The organism is Schaalia sp. 19OD2882 (genome assembly GCF_018986735.1).
GTDB lineage: Bacteria > Actinomycetota > Actinomycetes > Actinomycetales > Actinomycetaceae > Pauljensenia.
The window spans coordinates 1,190,250-1,209,146 of the sequence record NZ_CP065521.1 but is presented as its reverse complement, the minus strand read 5'-3'; the positions used below and the strand labels follow the sequence as shown (position 1 = coordinate 1,209,146).

Here is an 18,897-nt window from a genome sequence, read left to right as displayed (position 1 = left end):
CACGTGAGCGCGCTCATGCGCCTCGGCGTGGATCTCGCTGCGTGAACGGAAACGTGGGCGCTCAGCGCCGTTGTCGGTCACGAGGTCGCCTTCCGGTCGGGACCCTCGACCTGGACGCCGGGTGGGCGTCCACCCATCCGTTCCATGTCGAGAGCCTGCTCGAGGATGATCTGCGCGGCCACCTGATCCACGACGTCTCGGTGGTCACGTTCGGCCACACCTGACTCGCGGAGCCTGGAGTGGGCCTGGTTGGAGCTTAGCCGTTCGTCCACCATGGTCACACGTGCCTCAGGCAACTCACCTTTGATGCGACGGGCGTAACGTCGAGCTCCCTTGGCGGAAACGCCCTCGCCCCCACGCAGGTGACGCGGCAGGCCAACGACGACTTCGATCGCGTCGAAGCGGCGGGCGATCTCCACCAGGCGGTGGATCTCGCTGCCGTCGTCGGCGCGCCGCAGGGTCTCCACGGGCACCGTGAGGATGCCCTCCGGGTCACTGCGAGCCACACCGATGCGCACGGTGCCCACGTCCACGCCCAGGCGCACTCCTCGTCGCAAGCTCACCTGGGCAGCGCCTCCGTCTCGACCGCCGCCAGCGCCGCATCGACGGCGGAAGCGTCCTGTCCGCCGCCTTGGGCGACGTCGTCCCTGCCTCCTCCACCTCCGCCGAGGATCTTGGCGGCCACGCGCACGATCGGCCCGGCCTTGACCAAGGCCTCGCGTGCAGCGGCATTCGTCGCGGCCACCACGCTCGGCTTGCCGTCGACCACGCCGATGAGGACCACCACTGCCGGCTCTGCCTCTCCCAGACGTTCACGCACGTCCAGGGCAAGAGCCCGGACCGCGTCGGCAGAGGGCATCTCCCCCACGTAGGCGCGCACCACGCGCAGATTCCCGAGCTTCCTCGCGCCGGCCGCCAGCTCGGCACCGCGGGCCAGGGCCTGGGAGGTGCGGACCTTGTCCAGTTCCTTCTCGGCCTCGCGCAGGCGGGTGAGCAGGGATTCGAGTCGGCCGGGAACGTCCTCGGGCCGCCCACCCAGCATGGTGGTCACCTGCGAGACGAGGGCGTGTTCCTTCGCCTGGAAGTCGTAGGCTCCGGCGCCGACCAGCGCGTCGATGCGACGCACTCCCGAGCCGATGGAGCCCTCACCCAGGACCGCAATGCGCCCGATGTGTCCGGTTGAGGGCACATGCGTCCCGGCGCAGAGCTCCCTGGACCAGTCCCCTCCAATGGAGACCACACGGACCTCGGCGCCGTACTTCTCGCCGAAGAGGGCCATGGCGCCCATGCTGCGCGCCCGTTCGATGGGCATGACCTCGTCGGTGACCGGAAGGTTCTCCGCCAGCTTCTCGTTGACCAGGGATTCGATGTCGTCCATCTGGGAGCTGGCCAAGGCACTGGAGTGGCGGAAGTCGAAGCGCAGGCGCGAGGGCGAGTTCTCCGAACCGGCCTGGTTGGCCTGGTCGGAGACGATCTGGTGCAGCGCCTTGTGGACCATGTGGGTGGCGGTGTGTGCGCGCGCGATCGCCAGACGCCGGGTGATGTCGATCTGCGCCCACGCCCTGTCCCCCACGGCCAAGGTGCCTTCGGTCAAGGTACCGCGGTGGACGGCCAGGCCCTTGATGGGGGCCTGCACGTCATCGACCTCGACATTGCCGCCCTCGCCGGTGCGGATGGTGCCGTGATCGGCCAGCTGGCCGCCCATCTCGGCCCAGAATGGGGTGCGGTCCAGGACCACTTCGACGCTCGCGGGCGCGGTGGCCACAGGCGCCGGAACGCCTTCGACGAGGATTGCGGTGACCTTCGCCTCGGCAGCGTTGTCCAAGTAGCCGAGGAACTGCGAGCCGCCACCCATCTGCTTCTCGATGTCCTGGAACACCCGCACATCCGTGTGCCCGGCCTTCTTGGCGCGCGCGTCCGCGCGGGCGCGGTCCTTCTGCTCCTGCATGAGGGTGCGGAAAGCGTCCTCGTCGACGGACAGGCCCTGTTCGGCAGCCATCTCCAAGGTCAAGTCGATGGGGAACCCGTAGGTGTCGTGCAGGGCGAAGGCCGACGAGCCGGGCAGAACCTTCTGCCCTGCCTCCTTGGCCTTGGCCACCGCCGTGTCGAGGATCGTCGTACCCGCACTCAGGGTGCGCCGAAAGGCTTCCTCCTCGGCGTAGGCGACGTCCTGGATGGCGGCCCAGTTCGCCTCCAGGTCCGGGTAGGACAGCTTCATGACCTCCTTGGAGGCGGTCAGCAGAGTCGGCAAGGTGGCCTCCTCCACTCCCAGAAGGCGCATCGAGCGCACGGCACGACGGATGAGGCGGCGCAGCACGTAGCCCCGACCGTCATTGCCGGGACGCACGCCGTCGTTGATGAGCATGAGGGCGCTGCGCACGTGGTCGGCGACGACACGCATGCGCACGTCATCGGCCCAGGCTGCACCGGCTGTCGGGCCGGCAGCTCCCCGACCGTAGGTGCGTCCGGACATTTCCTGGGCTGCGGCGATGACCGGGTAGACCTCGTCGATCTCGTACATGTTCGCCTTGTCCTGCAGCAGGTAGGCGATGCGCTCCAAACCTGCGCCGGTGTCGATCGCCGTCTTGTCCAGTTTGCCGACAAGCTCGAAGTCGTGCCCCTCGCCCTCGCCCCGTACGAACTCGTCGAAGACCAGGTTCCAGATCTCCAGGAAGCGGTCTCCGGCGGTGTCGACCTTGGGGCCGCCGTCGGGGCCGAACTCGGGACCGCGGTCGTAGTGGATCTCGCAGCAGGACCCTGCGGGGCCGGGCTGGCCGGTGGACCAGGAGATCTCTTCGAAGGGCAGCTTCTGGATGCGTTCGGCGGGCAGGCCGATGGTGCGGGTCCAGTGGTCGAAGGAGACCTCGTCCTCCTCCCAGATGGTCATCCACAGGCGATCCGGGTCCAAGCCGTATCCGCCATCGTCCTGGGAGGTGGTCAGCAGTTCCCACGCGAAGTCGATGGCGCCTTCCTTGAAGTAGTCGCCGAAGGAGAAGTTCCCGTTCATCTGGAAGAACGTGCCGTGTCGGGTGGTCTTGCCGACATTGTCGATGTCGTTGGTGCGGATGCACTTCTGCACCGAGGCGACCCGCGCCCACGGCGCCGGCTCGGTTCCCAGGATGTACGGGATGAAGGGGACCATGCCCGCCACGGTGAAGAGGATCGAGGGCTCCGGCGAGATGAGCGAGACCGAAGGAGCGATGTGGTGGTCCTTCGAGGCGAAGTATTCGAGCCAGCGGGAGCGGATCTCAGAAGTGCGCATGGTGCCTCATCCTAGTGGCGACCCTCCTGCCCGGGCACATCGCCCTGGGCACGAGGGTGGATGACTTCCGGCACGTCCGGGCATGACAAAGGACCCCGGGGGCCTGCGGCCCCGGGGTCCCTCGGTGCTCGCGCGTCAGCGCGAGTAGTGCTCGACGACCATCTGCACGTCGCAGGTCACGGGAACCTCGGCGCGCTTCGGGCGGCGCACCAGAGTGGCCTTGAGACGCTCCAGCTCCACGTCCAGGTAGTCCGGGACGGCGGGCAGGACGTCACGGTGGATGCCCTGGGCGGCGATCTCGAAGGGGACGGTGGTCTGCGACTTCGGCTTGACCTGGATGGTCTGGCCGGGGGTCACGCGGAAGGAGGGGCGGTCGACGATCTTGCCGTCGACGAGGATGTGGCGGTGGACGACGACCTGGCGGGCCTGCTGGATCGTGCGAGCGAAGCCGGCGCGCAGAACCAAGGCGTCCAAGCGCATCTCGAGCAGCTCGACGAGGTTCTCACCGGTCAGGCCGGCGGTGCGGCGGGCCTCTTCGAAGGCGTGGCGCATCTGGGCCTCACGGATGCCGTACTGGGCGCGCAGACGCTGCTTCTCCTTCAGACGCACCGCGTAGTCGGATTCCTGGCGGCGGCGGCTGCGGCCGTGCTCACCGGGGCCGTAGGGGCGCTTCTCGAAGTAGCGGACGGCCTTCGGGGTCAGCGCCAAGCCGAGGGCACGCGACTCGCGCACCTGCTTGCGGGAACGGTTTCCTGCCATTGACGGATCTCCTTGTCCTGTCTCAGTCATGTCATGTCACGAACCTTCTGTCCGCGACACGGGGTCCACTCCCGGACATTCGTCCTTCGGCCAAGACCCCAGGCGGAATGCCACCCACTGGCGGTGGGCAACCCGGACAGTCTAACGCAGGTCCAACAATGCCCTGAGCACCTGGAGGCGCTTGGTGAGCATTGCCTCAGTCCCGTTGTCGGTGGGTTCGTAGTAGCGGGTACCGACCAGGTCGTCCGGAAGGTACTGCTGGGCCGCCACGTGGTGGGGAGCCTCGTGTGCGTAGACGTAGCCCTGTCCGCGCCCCAAGGCCTGGGCCCCCGCGTAGTGGGCGTCGCACAGGTGGGCGGGCACCGGTCCCCCTTTGCCGGCCCTCAGGTCCGCCAATGCGGTGTCGATGGCCACAAGGGCGCGATTCGACTTGGGTGCCGTTGCCACGGCGATGACGGCCTCGGCCAGGACGATCCGCGCCTCCGGCATGCCGATCATCGCCACGGCCTGGGCCGCAGCAACGGTTGTCGCCAGGACCTCCGGGGCGGCCATGCCCACGTCCTCGGCCGCGCAGATCATCACGCGTCTGGCGATGAAGCGAGGGTCCTCCCCCGCCTCGACCATCCGCGCCAGGTAGTGGACGGCGGCATCCACGTCGGACCCGCGCATCGACTTGATGAAGGCGGAGGCCACGTCGTAGTGCTGGTCCCTGTCCCACCGCACCAACGCGTGGTTGGCCGCGGCTTCGACATGGGCGACGTCGATGGCCTCCGATCCGGCGTCGGCTGCGGCCCCGGCGGCGGCCTCGAGCAGGGTCAAGGACTTGCGGGCGTCGGATCCGGCAAGTCGGACGAGGGCGGCGCGGGCGTCCTCGTCCATCGTCCAACGTCCGTCGAGTCCGCGTTCGTCGGCCAGGGCACGCTGCACGAGCTCCTCGACATCCTTGTCACCCAAGGGTTTGAGGGTCAGCAGGAGTGAGCGTGACAGCAGAGGCGAGATGACGGAGAAGGACGGGTTCTCCGTCGTGGCGGCCACCAAGGTCACCCACCGGTTCTCGACCGCCGGCAGCAGTGCGTCCTGCTGGGACTTGGAGAAGCGGTGGACCTCGTCGACGAAAAGGATGGTGTCCTCTCCCGATGCCACAGTGCGCCGTTTGGCCGAGGCCACGACCTCGCGAACGTCCTTGACCCCGGCGCTGACGGCGGACAGTTCCGCGAAGTGCCGCCCGGAGGACCTCGCCACCAGGTAGGCGAAGGTCGTCTTTCCTGTTCCCGGTGGCCCCCACAAGATGACCGAGGACACCGCAGGGCGTCCGGCGACGGCCGGTTCGAGGAGGCGACGCAAAGGAGCGCCCTCTCCCAAGAGGTGGGACTGGCCGAGGACCTCGTCCACAGTCCTGGGACGCATGCGGACCGCAAGTGGCGCGGCCGGGTCGTAGGCGGGAACGCCGACGTCCTCCAGCCCTTGGGTCTCGAAGAGGTCCACCGGGAGGCCTCAGTAGTGGCTGATGACGGGTGTGCCGAGGCCGGCCCAGTCGTAGAACCACTTGGCCTGCTCGACCGGCATGTTCACGCACCCGTGTGAGCCGCCGTATCCGGACCACCCGAACTCGGAGCGCCAGTAGGCGCCGTGCAGGGCGTAGCCACCGGTGAAGTACATGACCCACGGGACATCGGGGGTCTCGTACTTGGATCCGTCGAGGTTCTCGCCGCGCATGGTCTGGGCGTCGTACTTGAGGTACACGGCGTAGGTGCCGGTGATCGTCTCCGTGCCCGGAGCGCCCGGCACCATGTAGACCGGCCCCTGGACCAGGACGCGCCCCTCATATGCCGAGACCGTGTTCTGGGTGAGATCCACGTCGATCCACCGCTGGCCTGCGGCCGGGGAGTAGACGTCGTCCTTGTTCCAGTCCGGGACGTTGACCGTCACCAGTTCCGGGTCGACCTGCTGGTAGTCGAAGTCTCCGGCGTAGGCGGCTCCGCCCTGGACCGCCTGGAGCACTCCCTTGGCGACCTCGGCCTGGTTGCTGGCGCGAAGGCTCTTGCCTCCGGCGTACTGGACGCCGACGACCTCGCCGCGGGAGTTGATGCTCTTCTGGCCGGGGCGCGCCTCCTCGTTGGTGGAGGCTGCGACCTTGTCCACCCACTCGCGCACCTTGGTGGCATCGACGGCAGGCTCGCCCAGCACGCCGCCGGACTGCGGGATGGACACCCAAGCGGCCTTGTCGGCCGCACTGGCCACGAAGTTGTCGACTCCGTCCGTGAGTTTGACCTCCGGCGCGAGCAGCGCATTGGCCTTGGCAGCCACCGCATTCGCCTGCTCGGTGGTCACCCGCGGCGTCGTGTGTTCGACGGACAGTGACACCGAGGAGGGGCGCAAGGTGGTCAGGGCCTGGTCGACCGCCTGGGCGAAACCCTCCGTCGAGACCGCAACCCCTTCGGAGGCGGGCGAGACCACGTACGTGGCGCCGTCGGCGGAGCGTTTGACCGCGGCGTCGACCACAGGGGCTCCGGCGCTGCGCACCAAGGTCTCCAGGACGCCCGACTGCGCGCTCTGGTCGCGCTCCGCCACGAGATCGACCGAGTGCGCCTGGTGGGGCAGGACTCGTGTGAGCAGATCAGCGTTGGCGGCGAGCGCGTTTTCGGCACTGGCCTTCGCATCGACCTGCACCCCCAGGTCGGCGAGGGTGTACTCGGCGCTGGACTGGCCGACTTCGACCGAAAGGGTCGTGGTGTCCACACGGGACTGGATGGCGGCAGCCGCCTCGTCCAGCGTCATGCCGGAAACGTCCACTCCGGCGACGGTGGTTCCTTCAAGGGCGCGGTCGGCATAGCGGTTCGCACGCACGGCTGCGGTCGCGCCGCCGGCGACGAGCGCTCCGACGAGGCAGAGCGTGAGGACCTTGGTCGTGGGATTCATCAGAACCAATACTAGGTGAGCCTCCGACATGGTTCTCGTCGTGTTCGTCCCACTACGTCGCGGGATGTGTCACAGGTGGTGGGCCGTCCTCGTCAATCGAAGAGGGAGGTGTCCCCCGCCCCCTTGCGAACCACCTCCGGCGCCCCGGAGGTGAAGTCGACGACGGTGGTCGGGTCGGTGCTTCCCACGGGGCCGACGAGGACGAGGCCGACCATGCGGCCGATCCTCTCGTCAACCTCGAAACCGTCACTGAGCGGTTCGCTCTCCCCCGGCATGATGAGGGTCGAGCACAGCAGAGGTTCACCGAGTTCAGCCAGGACCGCCTGGGTGATGACGTGGTCGGGCAGACGCACACCCACGGTGTGCTTCTTCTTGTTGAGGGTCATCCGAGGCACGTCCTTGGTTCCTTTGAGGATGAAGGTGTACGCGCCGGGGGTCAGGGCCTTGATCGTGCGGAACTCGGAGTTGCCGACGATGACCAGTTCCCCGAATTGGGCGAAGGAGTGGCACAGCAGCGAGAAGTTGTGCTTGTCGTCCAGGCGGCGGATCTCGCGGATGACGTCCATGCCTTCCTTGTTGCCGAGCAGGCACGCAATTGCGTAGCCGGAATCGGTGGGCAGGGCGATGGTTCCGCCCTCGCGCAGGACGTCCACCGCCTTCTTGACGAATCGTGCCTGCGGGTTTTCAGGGTGCATCTCGACGTAGGACATGCCTCAATTGTGCCCCAGCCCACCCCCGTTCTCCGTGAGATTCGTCTGTCATCCCACGAGATTCGTCCGTCCTGGCAAGGAACTCGCAACCGAGGGGACTCCCGGCTCGGGCCGACGGGAGGACGGGGAAGCAGTTGTCCACAGGGGGTGCAGCCGGACGGTGATTGTCCGCAGGCAGCATTCGAGCGTCTTCCGCCGCATCGTGCGACCGACCAAGGTGTGGACATGGACCCCGCACAGCCATTCATTTCGCCGCGCGGCGACCATGTACCCGGACACCTTCCCGTCAGGCTGCGCCGCTCAACCTTCCTTCACATGCCCGCCTCGCTTCCATGGTGGACACAGGAATCGCTCATTCACCGCGCACGACTGCGGGACCTCATGCTCGCCTGCCCCGATGGGGTGGCGGTCCTGGAATCCGCGGTCGTGACGCATGGTGGCGTCGTGAAGCCATCAGCCCGCAGGTTCACCTGAAGTACGAGGGTCCCGACGGTGCGCAGGTGGCTGCGAAAGAGGAGCGTCGAAGGATGGCTCTGGAGGCAGTCGGGTACACGGTGGTGCCGTTGGCCACTGAGCAGTGCTTCGACACGCCGGCGCTCAGCGAGTCATTCCGCATCCATGCCGGTCCCACACGTGGCCAGGACCTCCCGCGTCTCTTGACGAAGTTCGAGCGAGAGTTCTGATCCTGTCTCCTGATTCGGTACGTCGCCCGGACGGACGAATCTCGCCACGCGACGGACGAATCTCACGCAGAGGGGGTGGGGGTTGCGGTGAGGATTTCGACCAGGGCGATGCGCAGGTCCTCGGGGATGTCGGAGCAGACGATCTGCCCCAGGGCCACCAGCGGACTCTGTCGGGACACGAGGTGGAGCACCTCCTCCTTGCGCCCCACGTCCGCGCGTGCCCGTTCCAGCATTCGACGCACCCGACCGGGAATGCTCGCCGCTTCGGGAAGCGCCGAGTCCGTCTCGATGCGCACCGGCGCACCCACCATCGAGGGCGGGATCATCGCACACAGGGCGCCGGTCGAAGCCTCCCACCGGGCCTGAACCGAGGCGTCGCCGACCGCGGATTCAGCGGCGCAGGGCGACAACGGCTCGGGCCCGCGGACTCCGAGGACCCGCACTGCCCAGCGGCGTCCGGCCGGGATCAGTTCCGCCTGTCCCTCTGGTTCGTGGATGGTGAGTTCCCGCTCGGCTTCGGACCAGGTGATGCGTGTGCGCACCTGCGCTCCGCCCTCGCCCCCGTCGTCCTCGACGAGGATGTAGTGCCCATCGGCCCCGGCAACGACCACGACCTCGACGGCTTCGGGAAGGTCGACCGAGAGCCGACCGCACTCCCCTCGGTGCAGCGCCTGGGAGGGCGAAGCAATCCCTGCCAGGGGCAGGACGGCTCCGGCACGGGCCAGAACCGGCACCTCCTCCAGAGGGCGCTGGAAGGCGATGCGGCGCCCACCCTCGTATGACAGGCCGGTGAGCAGGTCGGTCCAGCACCCCTCGGGCAGCCAGGCGTCCATTCGCGCCATGTCCGTGACCGAGGACGCGGGGGTGGTCACCGGGGCGACGGTGAGCAGGCGGCCGAACATGAACTGGTTCGGCACCTCCCAGGCTTGGTGGTGAGTCGGGTCCTCCCAGTACATGGGCTGGACCAGCGGCTGCAGCGACTCGTGGCCCCACAACTGCTCGCTGTGCAGGTAGGGCACCAAGCGGTGCCGCAGACGCAGGAAGTCCTCCTGCACGTGCTGTTCACGCTCCCCGAAGCGCCACGGTTCCTTGGCGGTGAAGGGGTTGGTCGTCGAGTGCAGGCGCAAAATGGGGCTGAACACTCCGAGCTGCACCCAGCGGGTGGACAGCTCCCCGTCGCGCGTACCACCCATGTGTCCGCCGATGTCGTGACTCCACCAGCCGTAGCCGATGTTCGAGGCGGTGGCGGTGAACTCGGCCTGGAAGTCCAGTGAGTCCCACGTGATGATCGTGTCCCCGGAAAAGCCCACCGGATAACGGTGGGATCCGGGGCCCGCGTAACGCGACAGGGTGAGTCCACGTCCACCACGGCGATGAGCGTTGTCGAGGACGTGCAGGTGGTTGAGGACCCACAGGGGGTCCAGGCCGGGGAGGCGGGTGTGGGTTCCCTGCTGCCAGTCGATCCACCAGAAGTCGACGCCCCGGTCCTCCAGGGGGTGCAGGACCTCTTCCAGATAGACCTGGAGGAACTCCGGGTCGGCGGCGTCGAAGGGCACGGGTCTGCCTTGGGCGGGGTCCAGACCCAGACGCCGTGAGACTCGCTCGTGGGCGTCTTCGAAGGGACGGATGCCGTCGGCGGGATGCAGGTTGAGGGACAGGGCCAGTCCCCGGGCGTGGATCTCGTCGGCCAGGGCTGCCGGATCGGGGAAGAGCTCCCGGTTCCATGTGAATCCGGTCCATCCGGAGCCCTGCCCTTCGGGCACGTCGGTGATGTGCCAGTCCATGTCGATGACGGCGACCGACAGGGGGACGTTCCGAGCCTTGAAAGCCTCCAGGACCTGCAGGTACTCCTCCTGCGTGTAGCGGTGGAAGCGGCTCCACCAGTTGCCGAGCGCATGTCGGGGCAAAACGGGTTGGGCGCCGGTCAGCCGGTAGAAGTCGGCCATGGCGCCGCGGAAGTCGTGGCCGTGGGCGAACACGTAGACGTCCTTGGCGCCTTCTTCGCGCGCCTCCAGCCACCCGTCCTGGGTGAGGATCATGGTCGGGTCCTCAAGAGCGGTGATCCCACGGCCGTCCATGATCCCGTCGTCGAGGGCGACCCGCCCGTCGACATTGTCCAGGGTGCGTGCAGTTCCCCGGAGGTTGCGCAGGTGGATCCATTCGGAGTCGGTGTGTTCCCCCCACCTCCACATGCCTTCCCAGCCGGCCGATCGCAGCACTGTGGCCACCAGGCCGCGTGAGGAGAACTCCTGCCCGTCGTAGTCCAGGGTCATGTGTCGGGTGCGCACCTGGGCACCGGCTCCCGCGCGTTCCACGACGACACCGGCGGGCGCCGGGAAGCCCCTGTCCACCACCATCTGCGTGGGCCCGTCGACGAATCGGCCCGAGGGCGACCACTCGATGCGCATGAGGCGTTCGGTCAGGACCTGCACGCGCCAGGTCGGCCCGGAAAGAACCATGTGGGCCTGCGGGAGACCTGCGGGGCGAGGACGGAAGTGTTCGGGCAGGCTCACATGTGCTCCTCGGAGACGATTCGGGTCCGTGGTGTCCTCGGGGCGCCGGGGACGAGGGCGGCCTCGGCGAGGACGCCGAGGCGGGGCTCCGGTGGATCATTTCACTGACACCCCCGTCCTCGTCAATCGGGACACGCGGCTCCCACCGGGTACGTGCTCCTGCCCCCTCCGGGACGCCTCGTGTGGGTCAGTGCCCCGGCCCGTCGGTCTGTTCGCCACGGTTCTGCCCGGGGGCTCCGAGCGCGGGTCTCACGGTCCACACGCGCACGATGAGGACCACTGCCGCCAAGGGCGCGAAGAACCACGGGGTGCCGAAGAGGACGATGAGGCCCGACAGCGTCCACGCGCAGGCGACGAAGACGGCGACGGGCAGACGCACGGGCCAGCGGCGTGGAAGGTGACGGTCGACCAGCCACACGACGCCCGGCAGGGTGAGGACGACAAGCATGGTGACCAGCACGTCGAAGCCCTTGGGGTCGGTGAACAGGTGTGTGGCCTCTGCGACTCGGCGTACGGTTTGCCCCACTGTGTCGGAGACGATGGTCAGGGACGCCAGTGCCCATCCGGTCCACAGGAACCCGATCGGCCCCCAGATGCTCAGGTGCGAGTGCCTCGCGATCGCCGATTCGCAGATTCCCCACATCGGCAGCAGGACGAGTGGAGCAAGGAAGGCCATTTGCTGACCGTCCAGGCCGAAGACGGTGACGGGCACCCCGGACCCCGGCGCGAGACTTTCACCCAGTTGGGCGATCCCGGGCAAGAAGCCGAAGATCGTGTCCCACGAGGCCGCAACCAGGCCTGTGAGTGCGCCTACGGAGACGGTCAGGCTCACCGCGAGAGGTACGGCCTTTCGCACGGGCCGTCCTCGACCTGGTCGGGAGATGACCGCGCCGGTGTCTTCGTCTGACACACCCTTTCCGCGTGAAAGGGCCAGGATGATCGCTCCTCCCAGTGCGAGCAGGTCGATGGCCAGCCAGGCCACGGGTACTCCGGTGAGCGCGGCTGCCACGCATCCGAGCGGGACTCCGACGGCCGTGCCCAGAAGGATCCTCACGAGCCGGTTGGCCACGGAGGCTCGCAGGATCTCCTCGGACAGGTGAGCGGCCAAGCTCGTGATGACCAGGACGGGCGCCCACCATTGCACGGAGTCGACCAGGCCCGTCCAGGCGCCGATTCCTTGTGGGTTTCCTGCCCAGAGGAAGACCCGTGCCACCTGTGCGAGCCATGCGGCACCGAAGGCGGCTGTCCCGCCGGCCACGACGAGGAGGCGCGAGGCGGCAGCAGCCGGCCTCCGACCCGCACGAGCGAGGCGATGGCGATGAGGGACAGGAGGGGGATGAGGATGAGGGCGATGGTGCTCTCTCCGATCGACAGGGCGATGCGCAGGGGGTGGTCCGCGTCGAGGGAGTGGACCTGAGCGACATCGATCCACACCGTCATGAAGATCCACTGGTGGGCCAAGGCGAGCAACGCTCCCGCAGGCGCCGCCACGAGGGCGCTTCGCAGGCCCAGGCGGGTACCCCAGCCGTGGGTGAGGGCGGACAGGCGCAGCGCGGCGTCGGGGCGTTCCCGGCCGCGCACTCGGGCCTCTTCGATGGCGGTGGCGAGGAAGACCTCTCCATTCGTCTCACGCCACCGTTTGGGGTAGAAGGTCAAAAGTCTCTCGAATGCCTTGTCGTCGACGGCCATGTCGCTCCTCTTCTCATGGAGTTCGTGCCTTGCCCGGGCTCATCCGGCCAAGCCGGAACGGGGCAATGCGTTTTTCCGACGTGGAAGGGCACCGCGCAGTCTCTTCAGCGCGTCCAGGCGGGCGCGCGCGATGGCGACTCTGGACTCCAGGGCTCGTGTCTCTGCGTCGAGGACGTCGCCGCCGTCGTCGGTGAGGCGGTAGTAGCGGCGGGCACGACCGTCGACGATCTCCTCACCGTCTCGGGCAACCAGGCCCTCTGCTTCGAGGCGTTCCAGTGCTGCGTACAGGGAGGTCGTCTTCAGGGTGGCGCTGCCCCGGGACAGGTGGGCCACTTCGCGGATGATGTCGTAGCCGTGCCGTCGGCCCTTGGCCAGGACGGTGAGGATCCAGAAGGAGTTCGGCGTCAGTGAAGTGCCCATGGCATATTCTAACCATCCGAATACTCCATGCATAGGCATATGCCAAGAAGTCTGAGACACAAGGCGGTGGGGCGGCACGCCCTGCGCGCCGCCCCACCGGGCAAGACCTCAGCGGCCGTTCACACGGCCGAGCGGTGAATCACAGGTCCTGCGTGGCAGCCTCCTCACCGCGCTTCTTCGGTGTGGCGTCCACACCGGCCTCCTTGCGCTGCTCCGGGGCGATGGGCGCCGGAGCCTCGGTCAAGGGGTCGAAACCGCCGCCTGACTTCGGGAAGGCGATGACGTCGCGGATCGAGTCGGCCTTGGTGAGCAGGGCGACAATGCGGTCCCAGCCGAAGGCGATGCCGCCGTGCGGCGGGGCTCCGTACTTGAAGGCACCCAACAGGAAGCCGAACTTCTCCTGGGCGGCCTCCTCGTCGATGCCCATGACCTTGAAGACCCGTTCCTGCACATCGGCGCGGTGGATACGGATCGAGCCGCCACCGATCTCATTGCCGTTGCACACGATGTCGTAGGCGTAGGCCAGCGCGTTGCCAGGATCCTCGTCGAAGCGGTCCAGCCACTCCGGCTTGGGTGAGGTGAAGGCGTGGTGCACGGCCGTCCACGCTGAGTTGCCCAGCGCCACGTCCCCCTCTGCCACGGCCTCGCCCGCAGGCTTGAACAGGGGCGCGTCGACCACCCAGGTGAAAGCCCATGCGTCCTCGTCGATGAGTCCGCAGCGCTTGCCGATCTCCAGTCGGGCAGCGCCCAGGAGCTCGCGGGCGGGGGTGGGGGCACCGGCTCCGAAGAAGATGCAGTCGCCGGGCTCGGCACCGGTGGCCGCCGCCAGACCCTCACGCTCGACCTCGGTGATGTTCTTGGCCACGGGCCCACCCAGCGTCCCGTCCTCGCCGATGGTGACGTAGGCCAAGCCCTTGGCGCCGCGCGCCTTGGCCCACTCCTGCCACTTGTCGAAGGTGCGGCGCGGCTGCGAACCGCCCCCGGGCATGACCACCGCGCCCACGTACGGGGCCTGGAAGACGCGGAAGGGCGTGTCGGCGAAGTACTCGGTGAGATCCACCAGCTCCAGACCGAAACGCAGGTCCGGCTTGTCGGAGCCGTACTTCTCCATCGCATCCTTGAAGGTGATGCGTGGAAGCGGGGTGGGCAGGTCAACGCCGATGAGAGCCCACACGTTCTTCAGCACGTCCTCGGCCACCGCGATGACATCGTCCTGTTCGACGAAGCTCATCTCGATGTCCAGCTGGGTGAACTCCGGCTGACGGTCGGCGCGGAAGTCCTCGTCACGGTAGCAGCGGGCGATCTGGAAGTAGCGTTCCATGCCGCCGACCATGAGCAGCTGCTTGAAGAGCTGCGGCGACTGCGGCAGCGCGTACCAGCATCCGGGCGACAGGCGTGCCGGGACGATGAAGTCGCGGGCGCCTTCGGGGGTGGAACGGGTCAGAGTCGGGGTCTCGACCTCCACGAAGGAGTGCGTGTACAGGGTGTCGCGGGCCGCCCGGGAGACCTCGGAGCGCAAGCGCATGGCCTTCTGGGCCTTTTCCCGGCGAAGGTCCAGGTAGCGGTGACGAAGACGCGTCTCCTCACCGACGTTGCCGGCGTCCTCGGCGTGGCTGGAGATCTGGAAGGGCAGGGGCGCGCAGGTGTTGAGGACGGTGATGTCATCACCCATGACCTCCACGGCACCGGTCGCCAGGTTGACGTTCTCGTTGCCCTCGGGGCGGGCGCAGACCTCACCGGTGACCTGGAGGACGAATTCGCTGCGCAGCTCGTGGGCCACGGACTCGTCCCGGACGACGACCTGGACGATGCCGCCGGCGTCGCGCAGGTCCACGAAGGCCACCCCTCCGTGGTCCCGTCGACGATCCACCCATCCGGTCAGGGTGACGCTCTGTCCGACAGTGTCGAGTCCCAAGGACCCGATCTCATGTGTACGCAGCACGGAGGTATTCCTTTCGTCGTTCACCATCCGCGAGACAGGCGGCGGCAGGGACGATCCTACGCCTGTGCCGCGCAGGTCCTCGCCCGGGGCCGACCTTGCCGGGTGGGTGACACGTCACCATGGGGCGCTCCGAGAACGAGGGCGGGGCTCTGGCGTGGAAGAATCGACCCCATGCCCGACCACGATGCCACCGCGACGAAGTGGAGTCCCACCGAAATCTCCCTCATGGTCGGCTCGGTCCTGCTCATCACGATCCTCGCCTTCGAAGCCCTGGCCACGACCACGGTCATGCCCAATGTCGTGGCCGACCTGGGCGCCGAGTCATGGTTCTCCGTGGCCAGTGGGGCGGCCTTGGCCGCCCAGTTGGTCACCACCGTCGTCGCCGGAGCCCTGTGCGACTGGCGCGGGGCGCGAGGAGTGCTCCTGGCGGGCACCGCCCTGTTCCTGGCGGGCATGATCGTGTGCGCAAGCGCCCCACACGTGGCCCTCTTCGTCCTGGGACGAATGCTCCAGGGCATCGGTGCGGGCCTGGGTGTGGTGCCCCTGTACGTGCTGGTGGGCCAAGTGGTCTGCGACGCCCATCGGCCGAGTTTCTTCGCGGCCTTCTCCATGGCTTGGGTCGGCCCTTCCCTCGTGGGGCCCGCACTGGCGGGATGGGTGGCCACCCACTTGAGTTGGCGTTGGCTCTTCGGCGCCGTTCCGCTGGTGGCGACCCTCGCCGTGGTGCCGCTGGTGCGCGTCCTTGCCCTCGTGTCCCGCAAGCAGGGTGAACGCCCGAGGAATCTCATGCGTCTGGCCCTGTTGGCGATGGGCGCCGGAGCCGGGGTCCTGGCACTGCAGCTCTCCGGTGCCCTCGACGGATGGGGGGCATGGGCGAGCCTGGGAGCTGCGCTGCTCCTCATCCCCTTGACCTTGCCGTCCCTGCTGCCCCGCGGCGCACTGCGCTTGGCACCCGGGGTGCCCTCCCTCATCGCCGCGCGCCTGCTCCTGTCCGGAGCCTTCACCGGAGCCAATGCCGCCCTGCCCTTGTTGCTCCAACGTATCCATTCGTGGAGCGCCGAAGGCGCGTCCCTCGCGGTGACCATAGCTTCGGTCGGATGGGCCGTGGGCGCCTGGGTGCAGGCACGTGTGAAGGACCCGGTACGCCGCGAGCAGCTTCCGGTCGTGGGAACGGCGCTCATGGCGATCGGCTACGCCCCCCTGTTCCTCCTCGTGTGGCCCCAGTTGCCGGTGTGGCCGCACCTCCTGAGCGTGGGCATCGCCACCGGCGGCCTGGGCATGGCGCACTCGACCTTCTCCGTGCGCATCCTCGCAGCACTGCCCCAGGCCGAGCACGGCAAAGGCTCCTCGTGGCTGCAGGTGGCCGACGCCTCGGGCTCCGCCCTCGAACTGGCCCTCGCCTCGATCCTCCTTGCCGCCTGGGCCCATCTGCCCGTCTCACAGGGCAGCCTCGCCTACCTTCCGGCGCCCGTGATCGCCGCCGTGGTCGGCGCACTGGCGATCCTTGCCGCCTCACGCGCAAGGACCGCCCCCGCCCAACCGAATGGGGCCGGGCATCACCAGTGGTGACGGCCTCCCGGATGACGTTCCCCCCTTGCGCCGCGAATCGGGCGCGCGCTGCGTTCCTTCGACGAACGTCCACCCGAGCGATCACGCCTGGCCTCCTCGCGACGCACGCGCCAGTCGGAGCCCCCATCTTCCTGGCGGTCACGGCGCTCACCCGGGTCGCCTCCACGCGAACGGTCCTCGCGTCCGCGATCCGAGTCCCATCCTGCGCGCCCACGGTCCCACCCGTCGCGCTCGCGGCCACCGCTCCAGGAGTCCTGTTCGCGCCCCTGACGTCGGCCACGACGATCGGGGCGCCCACCGTGCTCCTCTCGGACGTCCGGCCCCGAGTCCTCACGGATCCGCAGGGCACGCCCTGACACCCTCGCCTTGCCGATACGGCCCAAGGCCTGCGCAGACACGTCACCGACGATCTCCACCAGCGAGAAGGTCGGGTAGATCTCGATGTTTCCGATGTCGGAGCCGGCGAGACCGCCCTCGCCCGTCATGGCACCGACGATGGCCCCGGGCTTGACCCGGTCCTTCCTGCCGACCTCGACACGGTAGCGTCGCCCCGACCCCGGGGTGATGTGCGGGCGGGAGCGACGCTTTCCTCCCTCGCGCTCGGCCCGCCCGGGCCGCAGCGGCCGGTCCTTGTCGCGGCCGCCCTCGAAACTGGCGCCGACGAACTCGCCGGACTCGTCCAGCTCCTCCTCGCGGCGGATGCGACCGCCTCCCCTGCGATCCTTGAGGACACGCGGCTCGGGTCCTTCGTCGCCGACTGCGCGCGCGAGCAGGGCCGCAGCGATGTCGGCCAACTCCAAAGCAGTGGTGTCATGGATCTCGTCAAGCAGCGTGTGGTACATGTCCAACCTGCCGCGCTCGACCCGCTGTCCGATCGAGTCGAGGGTACGGCGGGCGCGGAACTCGGACACGGCCGCCGGTGACGGGATCTGCACCTCCTCCATGGGCGTGCCGGTCAGACGCTCGATCCGGCGCAGACGCTGGTGTTCGCGCGGGGTGAAGAAGGTCAGGGAACGCCCCTCACGCCCGGCGCGGCCGGTGCGGCCGATTCGGTGCACATAGGCCTCGGGTTCGCGGGGCACGTCGAAGTTGACGACCAGTCCAATGCGCTCCACGTCCAGTCCTCGGGCGGCCACATCGGTGGCCACCAGCACGTCCAGGCTGCCGTTCTTCAGGCGCTCCACCATGCGTTCACGTTCGGTCTGCGCCACGTCACCGCTGATGCCTGCGGCCCGGAACCCGCGTCCAGCCAGGTCCAAGGAGATCTCCTCCACGTCGGCGCGGGTGCGCACGAAGACGATGGCCGCGTCGGCCGCCTCCGAGGCGGCATGTTGGGCGCGGGTGGCCAGGACGCGGGCAAGTGCCCCCATCTTGTGTTTGAAGGGCACCACAGCGAAGGTCTGGTGGATGGTGTCGACCGTCGAGGACTCCTCGGACACGGCGATGCGCACCGGGTCGCTCATGTGGGTCTTCGCGATGCGTTCGATGGTGGCGGGCATGGTCGCGGAGAAGAGTGCGGTCAGACGCTGGTCGGGAACCGTCTCGGTGATGGTCTCGACGTCCTCGGCGAATCCCATGCGCAGCATCTCGTCGGCTTCGTCCAGGACGAGCATGCGTACGCCGGTCAGGTCCAGGGCCCCCTTGTCGATGAGGTCGATGACGCGTCCGGGGGTGCCGACGACCACCTGCGCTCCACGCTTGAGGGCTCCGAGCTGTGGCCCGTAGGCGGAGCCACCGTAGACGGGGACGACGACAAGTCCCTTGGTGCGTGCCGCGAAGTTCTCGATGGCTTGGGCGGACTGCATGGCCAGTTCGCGGGTGGGGGCCAGGACCAGGGCCTGGACGCTGAACTCCTGGGCGTCGACGATGCTGAGCAGGGGCAGGCCGAAGGCTGCGGTCTTGCCGGTGCCGGTCTGGGCGATGCCGACCACGTCGCGCAGGTCGAGCAGCGCGGGAATGGCTTCGGCCTGGATCGGGGTGGGGGTGACGAATCCCATTTCGGTGACGGCCCGCAGGACGTCCTCGGGCAGTCCGAGGTCGGCGAAGGTCGGGCCCTCCGGGGTCTCCTCGGTGGCGGGATCGTCCTGGTCGGTCTCCTCGACGAGGGCGGGGTCGCGCTCGGCGTCCTCAGCGGGCAGGGTGAAGGTGTCAGTGGGCACAGTGGTCCTCAGGTGTCTCGTCAGCGTCTCGAAGCCTGGCGGGTGCCGGGCCGGGCCGGTCGTCGGCCTTCGGCGCGGCTCCACTCATCCACAACACTCACCGTCCAACGGTGCACATCACAACAGGAAGGCGCGCCTCATCGCAGGTCCCACCCTATCCGTCGCAGCCTCTGCCTCCACCACCACGCCCCGGTGAATTCCCTCACCGACGAGCTCCCCCTTGACATCTCCACGGCCCACCGGTGACGAATGTCAGGTGAAAACAGGGGAAA

At 68.2% G+C, this 18,897-nt stretch carries 14 protein-coding genes; 2 read left to right on the top strand and 12 right to left on the bottom strand.

The window, feature by feature from the left end:
* Positions 1-77: 77 nt before the first annotated feature.
* The 6 genes from ruvX to I6B53_RS05335 form a co-directional block, all read right to left on the bottom strand.
* Positions 78-563: a Holliday junction resolvase RuvX gene (gene ruvX, locus I6B53_RS05360; RefSeq protein ID WP_216765192.1), complete on the bottom strand. Its 486-nt coding sequence runs from the start codon at positions 561-563 to the stop codon at positions 78-80.
* Complete coding sequence (gene alaS, locus I6B53_RS05355) at positions 560-3,262, bottom strand: alanine--tRNA ligase (RefSeq protein WP_216765191.1); 2,703 nt, start codon at positions 3,260-3,262, stop codon at positions 560-562. Before alaS ends, ruvX begins: the two co-directional genes overlap by 4 nt.
* A gap of 135 nt (positions 3,263-3,397) precedes the next feature.
* Positions 3,398-4,021 carry a 30S ribosomal protein S4 gene (gene rpsD / locus I6B53_RS05350; protein WP_216765190.1) on the bottom strand — a complete coding sequence of 208 codons (624 nt, stop codon included), beginning with the start codon at positions 4,019-4,021 and terminating at the stop codon, positions 3,398-3,400.
* A 141-nt stretch (positions 4,022-4,162) separates the two neighbouring features.
* A complete protein-coding gene (locus I6B53_RS05345; RefSeq protein ID WP_216765189.1) occupies positions 4,163-5,506 on the bottom strand; it encodes a replication-associated recombination protein A in 1,344 nt (447 codons plus the stop codon).
* A 9-nt stretch (positions 5,507-5,515) separates the two neighbouring features.
* Positions 5,516-6,940 carry a L,D-transpeptidase gene (locus tag I6B53_RS05340; protein WP_216765188.1) on the bottom strand — a complete coding sequence of 475 codons (1,425 nt, stop codon included), beginning with the start codon at positions 6,938-6,940 and terminating at the stop codon, positions 5,516-5,518.
* A 92-nt stretch (positions 6,941-7,032) separates the two neighbouring features.
* Complete coding sequence (locus I6B53_RS05335; RefSeq protein ID WP_216765187.1) at positions 7,033-7,650, bottom strand: L-threonylcarbamoyladenylate synthase; 618 nt, start codon at positions 7,648-7,650, stop codon at positions 7,033-7,035.
* A gap of 527 nt (positions 7,651-8,177) precedes the next feature.
* Between I6B53_RS05335 and I6B53_RS05330 the strand changes: the two genes are divergently transcribed.
* The gene (locus I6B53_RS05330; protein ID WP_216765186.1) at positions 8,178-8,333 is read left to right on the top strand and encodes a hypothetical protein; all 156 of its coding nucleotides are present in this window, start codon (positions 8,178-8,180) and stop codon (positions 8,331-8,333) included.
* A 62-nt stretch (positions 8,334-8,395) separates the two neighbouring features.
* Here the strand turns inward: I6B53_RS05330 and I6B53_RS05325 are convergent, their stop codons facing one another.
* The 5 genes from I6B53_RS05325 to aspS form a co-directional block, all read right to left on the bottom strand.
* A complete protein-coding gene (locus I6B53_RS05325) occupies positions 8,396-10,846 on the bottom strand; it encodes a TIM-barrel domain-containing protein (protein WP_216765185.1) in 2,451 nt (816 codons plus the stop codon).
* Between the two features lie 187 nt (positions 10,847-11,033).
* Positions 11,034-11,990: a hypothetical protein gene (locus I6B53_RS05320; RefSeq protein ID WP_216765184.1), complete on the bottom strand. Its 957-nt coding sequence runs from the start codon at positions 11,988-11,990 to the stop codon at positions 11,034-11,036.
* Entirely contained in the window at positions 11,897-12,535 is a 639-nt protein-coding gene (locus I6B53_RS05315) for a hypothetical protein (RefSeq protein ID WP_216765183.1), read from the bottom strand. Before I6B53_RS05315 ends, I6B53_RS05320 begins: the two co-directional genes overlap by 94 nt.
* 39 nt (positions 12,536-12,574) lie before the next feature.
* Complete coding sequence (locus tag I6B53_RS05310) at positions 12,575-12,955, bottom strand: PadR family transcriptional regulator (protein WP_216765182.1); 381 nt, start codon at positions 12,953-12,955, stop codon at positions 12,575-12,577.
* Positions 12,956-13,094: 139 nt separating this feature from the next.
* Entirely contained in the window at positions 13,095-14,897 is a 1,803-nt protein-coding gene (gene aspS / locus I6B53_RS05305; RefSeq protein ID WP_216765181.1) for an aspartate--tRNA ligase, read from the bottom strand.
* 171 nt (positions 14,898-15,068) lie between these two features.
* Between aspS and I6B53_RS05300 the strand changes: the two genes are divergently transcribed.
* Positions 15,069-16,466, top strand: a complete 1,398-nt coding sequence (locus tag I6B53_RS05300) for an MFS transporter (RefSeq protein WP_253953984.1) — start codon at positions 15,069-15,071, stop codon at positions 16,464-16,466.
* Here I6B53_RS05300 and I6B53_RS05295 read toward each other — a convergent pair.
* The gene (locus I6B53_RS05295; protein ID WP_253953983.1) at positions 16,454-18,625 is read right to left on the bottom strand and encodes a DEAD/DEAH box helicase; all 2,172 of its coding nucleotides are present in this window, start codon (positions 18,623-18,625) and stop codon (positions 16,454-16,456) included. The two genes, I6B53_RS05300 and I6B53_RS05295, sit on opposite strands and share 13 nt — an antisense overlap.
* Between the last annotated feature and the right edge of the window lie 272 nt (positions 18,626-18,897).

Bases quoted from the DNA above. Each gene is read 5' to 3' on its own strand.
- I6B53_RS05330 (WP_216765186.1), top strand. From the start codon at position 8,178: ATGGCTCTGGAGGCAGTCGGGTACACGGTGGTGCCGTTGGCCACTGAG.
- I6B53_RS05300 (WP_253953984.1), top strand. From the start codon at position 15,069: ATGCCCGACCACGATGCCACCGCGACGAAGTGGAGTCCCACCGAAATC.
- rpsD (WP_216765190.1), bottom strand. From the start codon at position 4,021: ATGGCAGGAAACCGTTCCCGCAAGCAGGTGCGCGAGTCGCGTGCCCTC.
- I6B53_RS05315 (WP_216765183.1), bottom strand. From the start codon at position 12,535: ATGGCCGTCGACGACAAGGCATTCGAGAGACTTTTGACCTTCTACCCC.
- I6B53_RS05340 (WP_216765188.1), bottom strand. From the start codon at position 6,940: ATGAATCCCACGACCAAGGTCCTCACGCTCTGCCTCGTCGGAGCGCTC.
- I6B53_RS05310 (WP_216765182.1), bottom strand. From the start codon at position 12,955: ATGGGCACTTCACTGACGCCGAACTCCTTCTGGATCCTCACCGTCCTG.
- alaS (WP_216765191.1), bottom strand. From the start codon at position 3,262: ATGCGCACTTCTGAGATCCGCTCCCGCTGGCTCGAATACTTCGCCTCG.
- I6B53_RS05335 (WP_216765187.1), bottom strand. From the start codon at position 7,650: ATGTCCTACGTCGAGATGCACCCTGAAAACCCGCAGGCACGATTCGTC.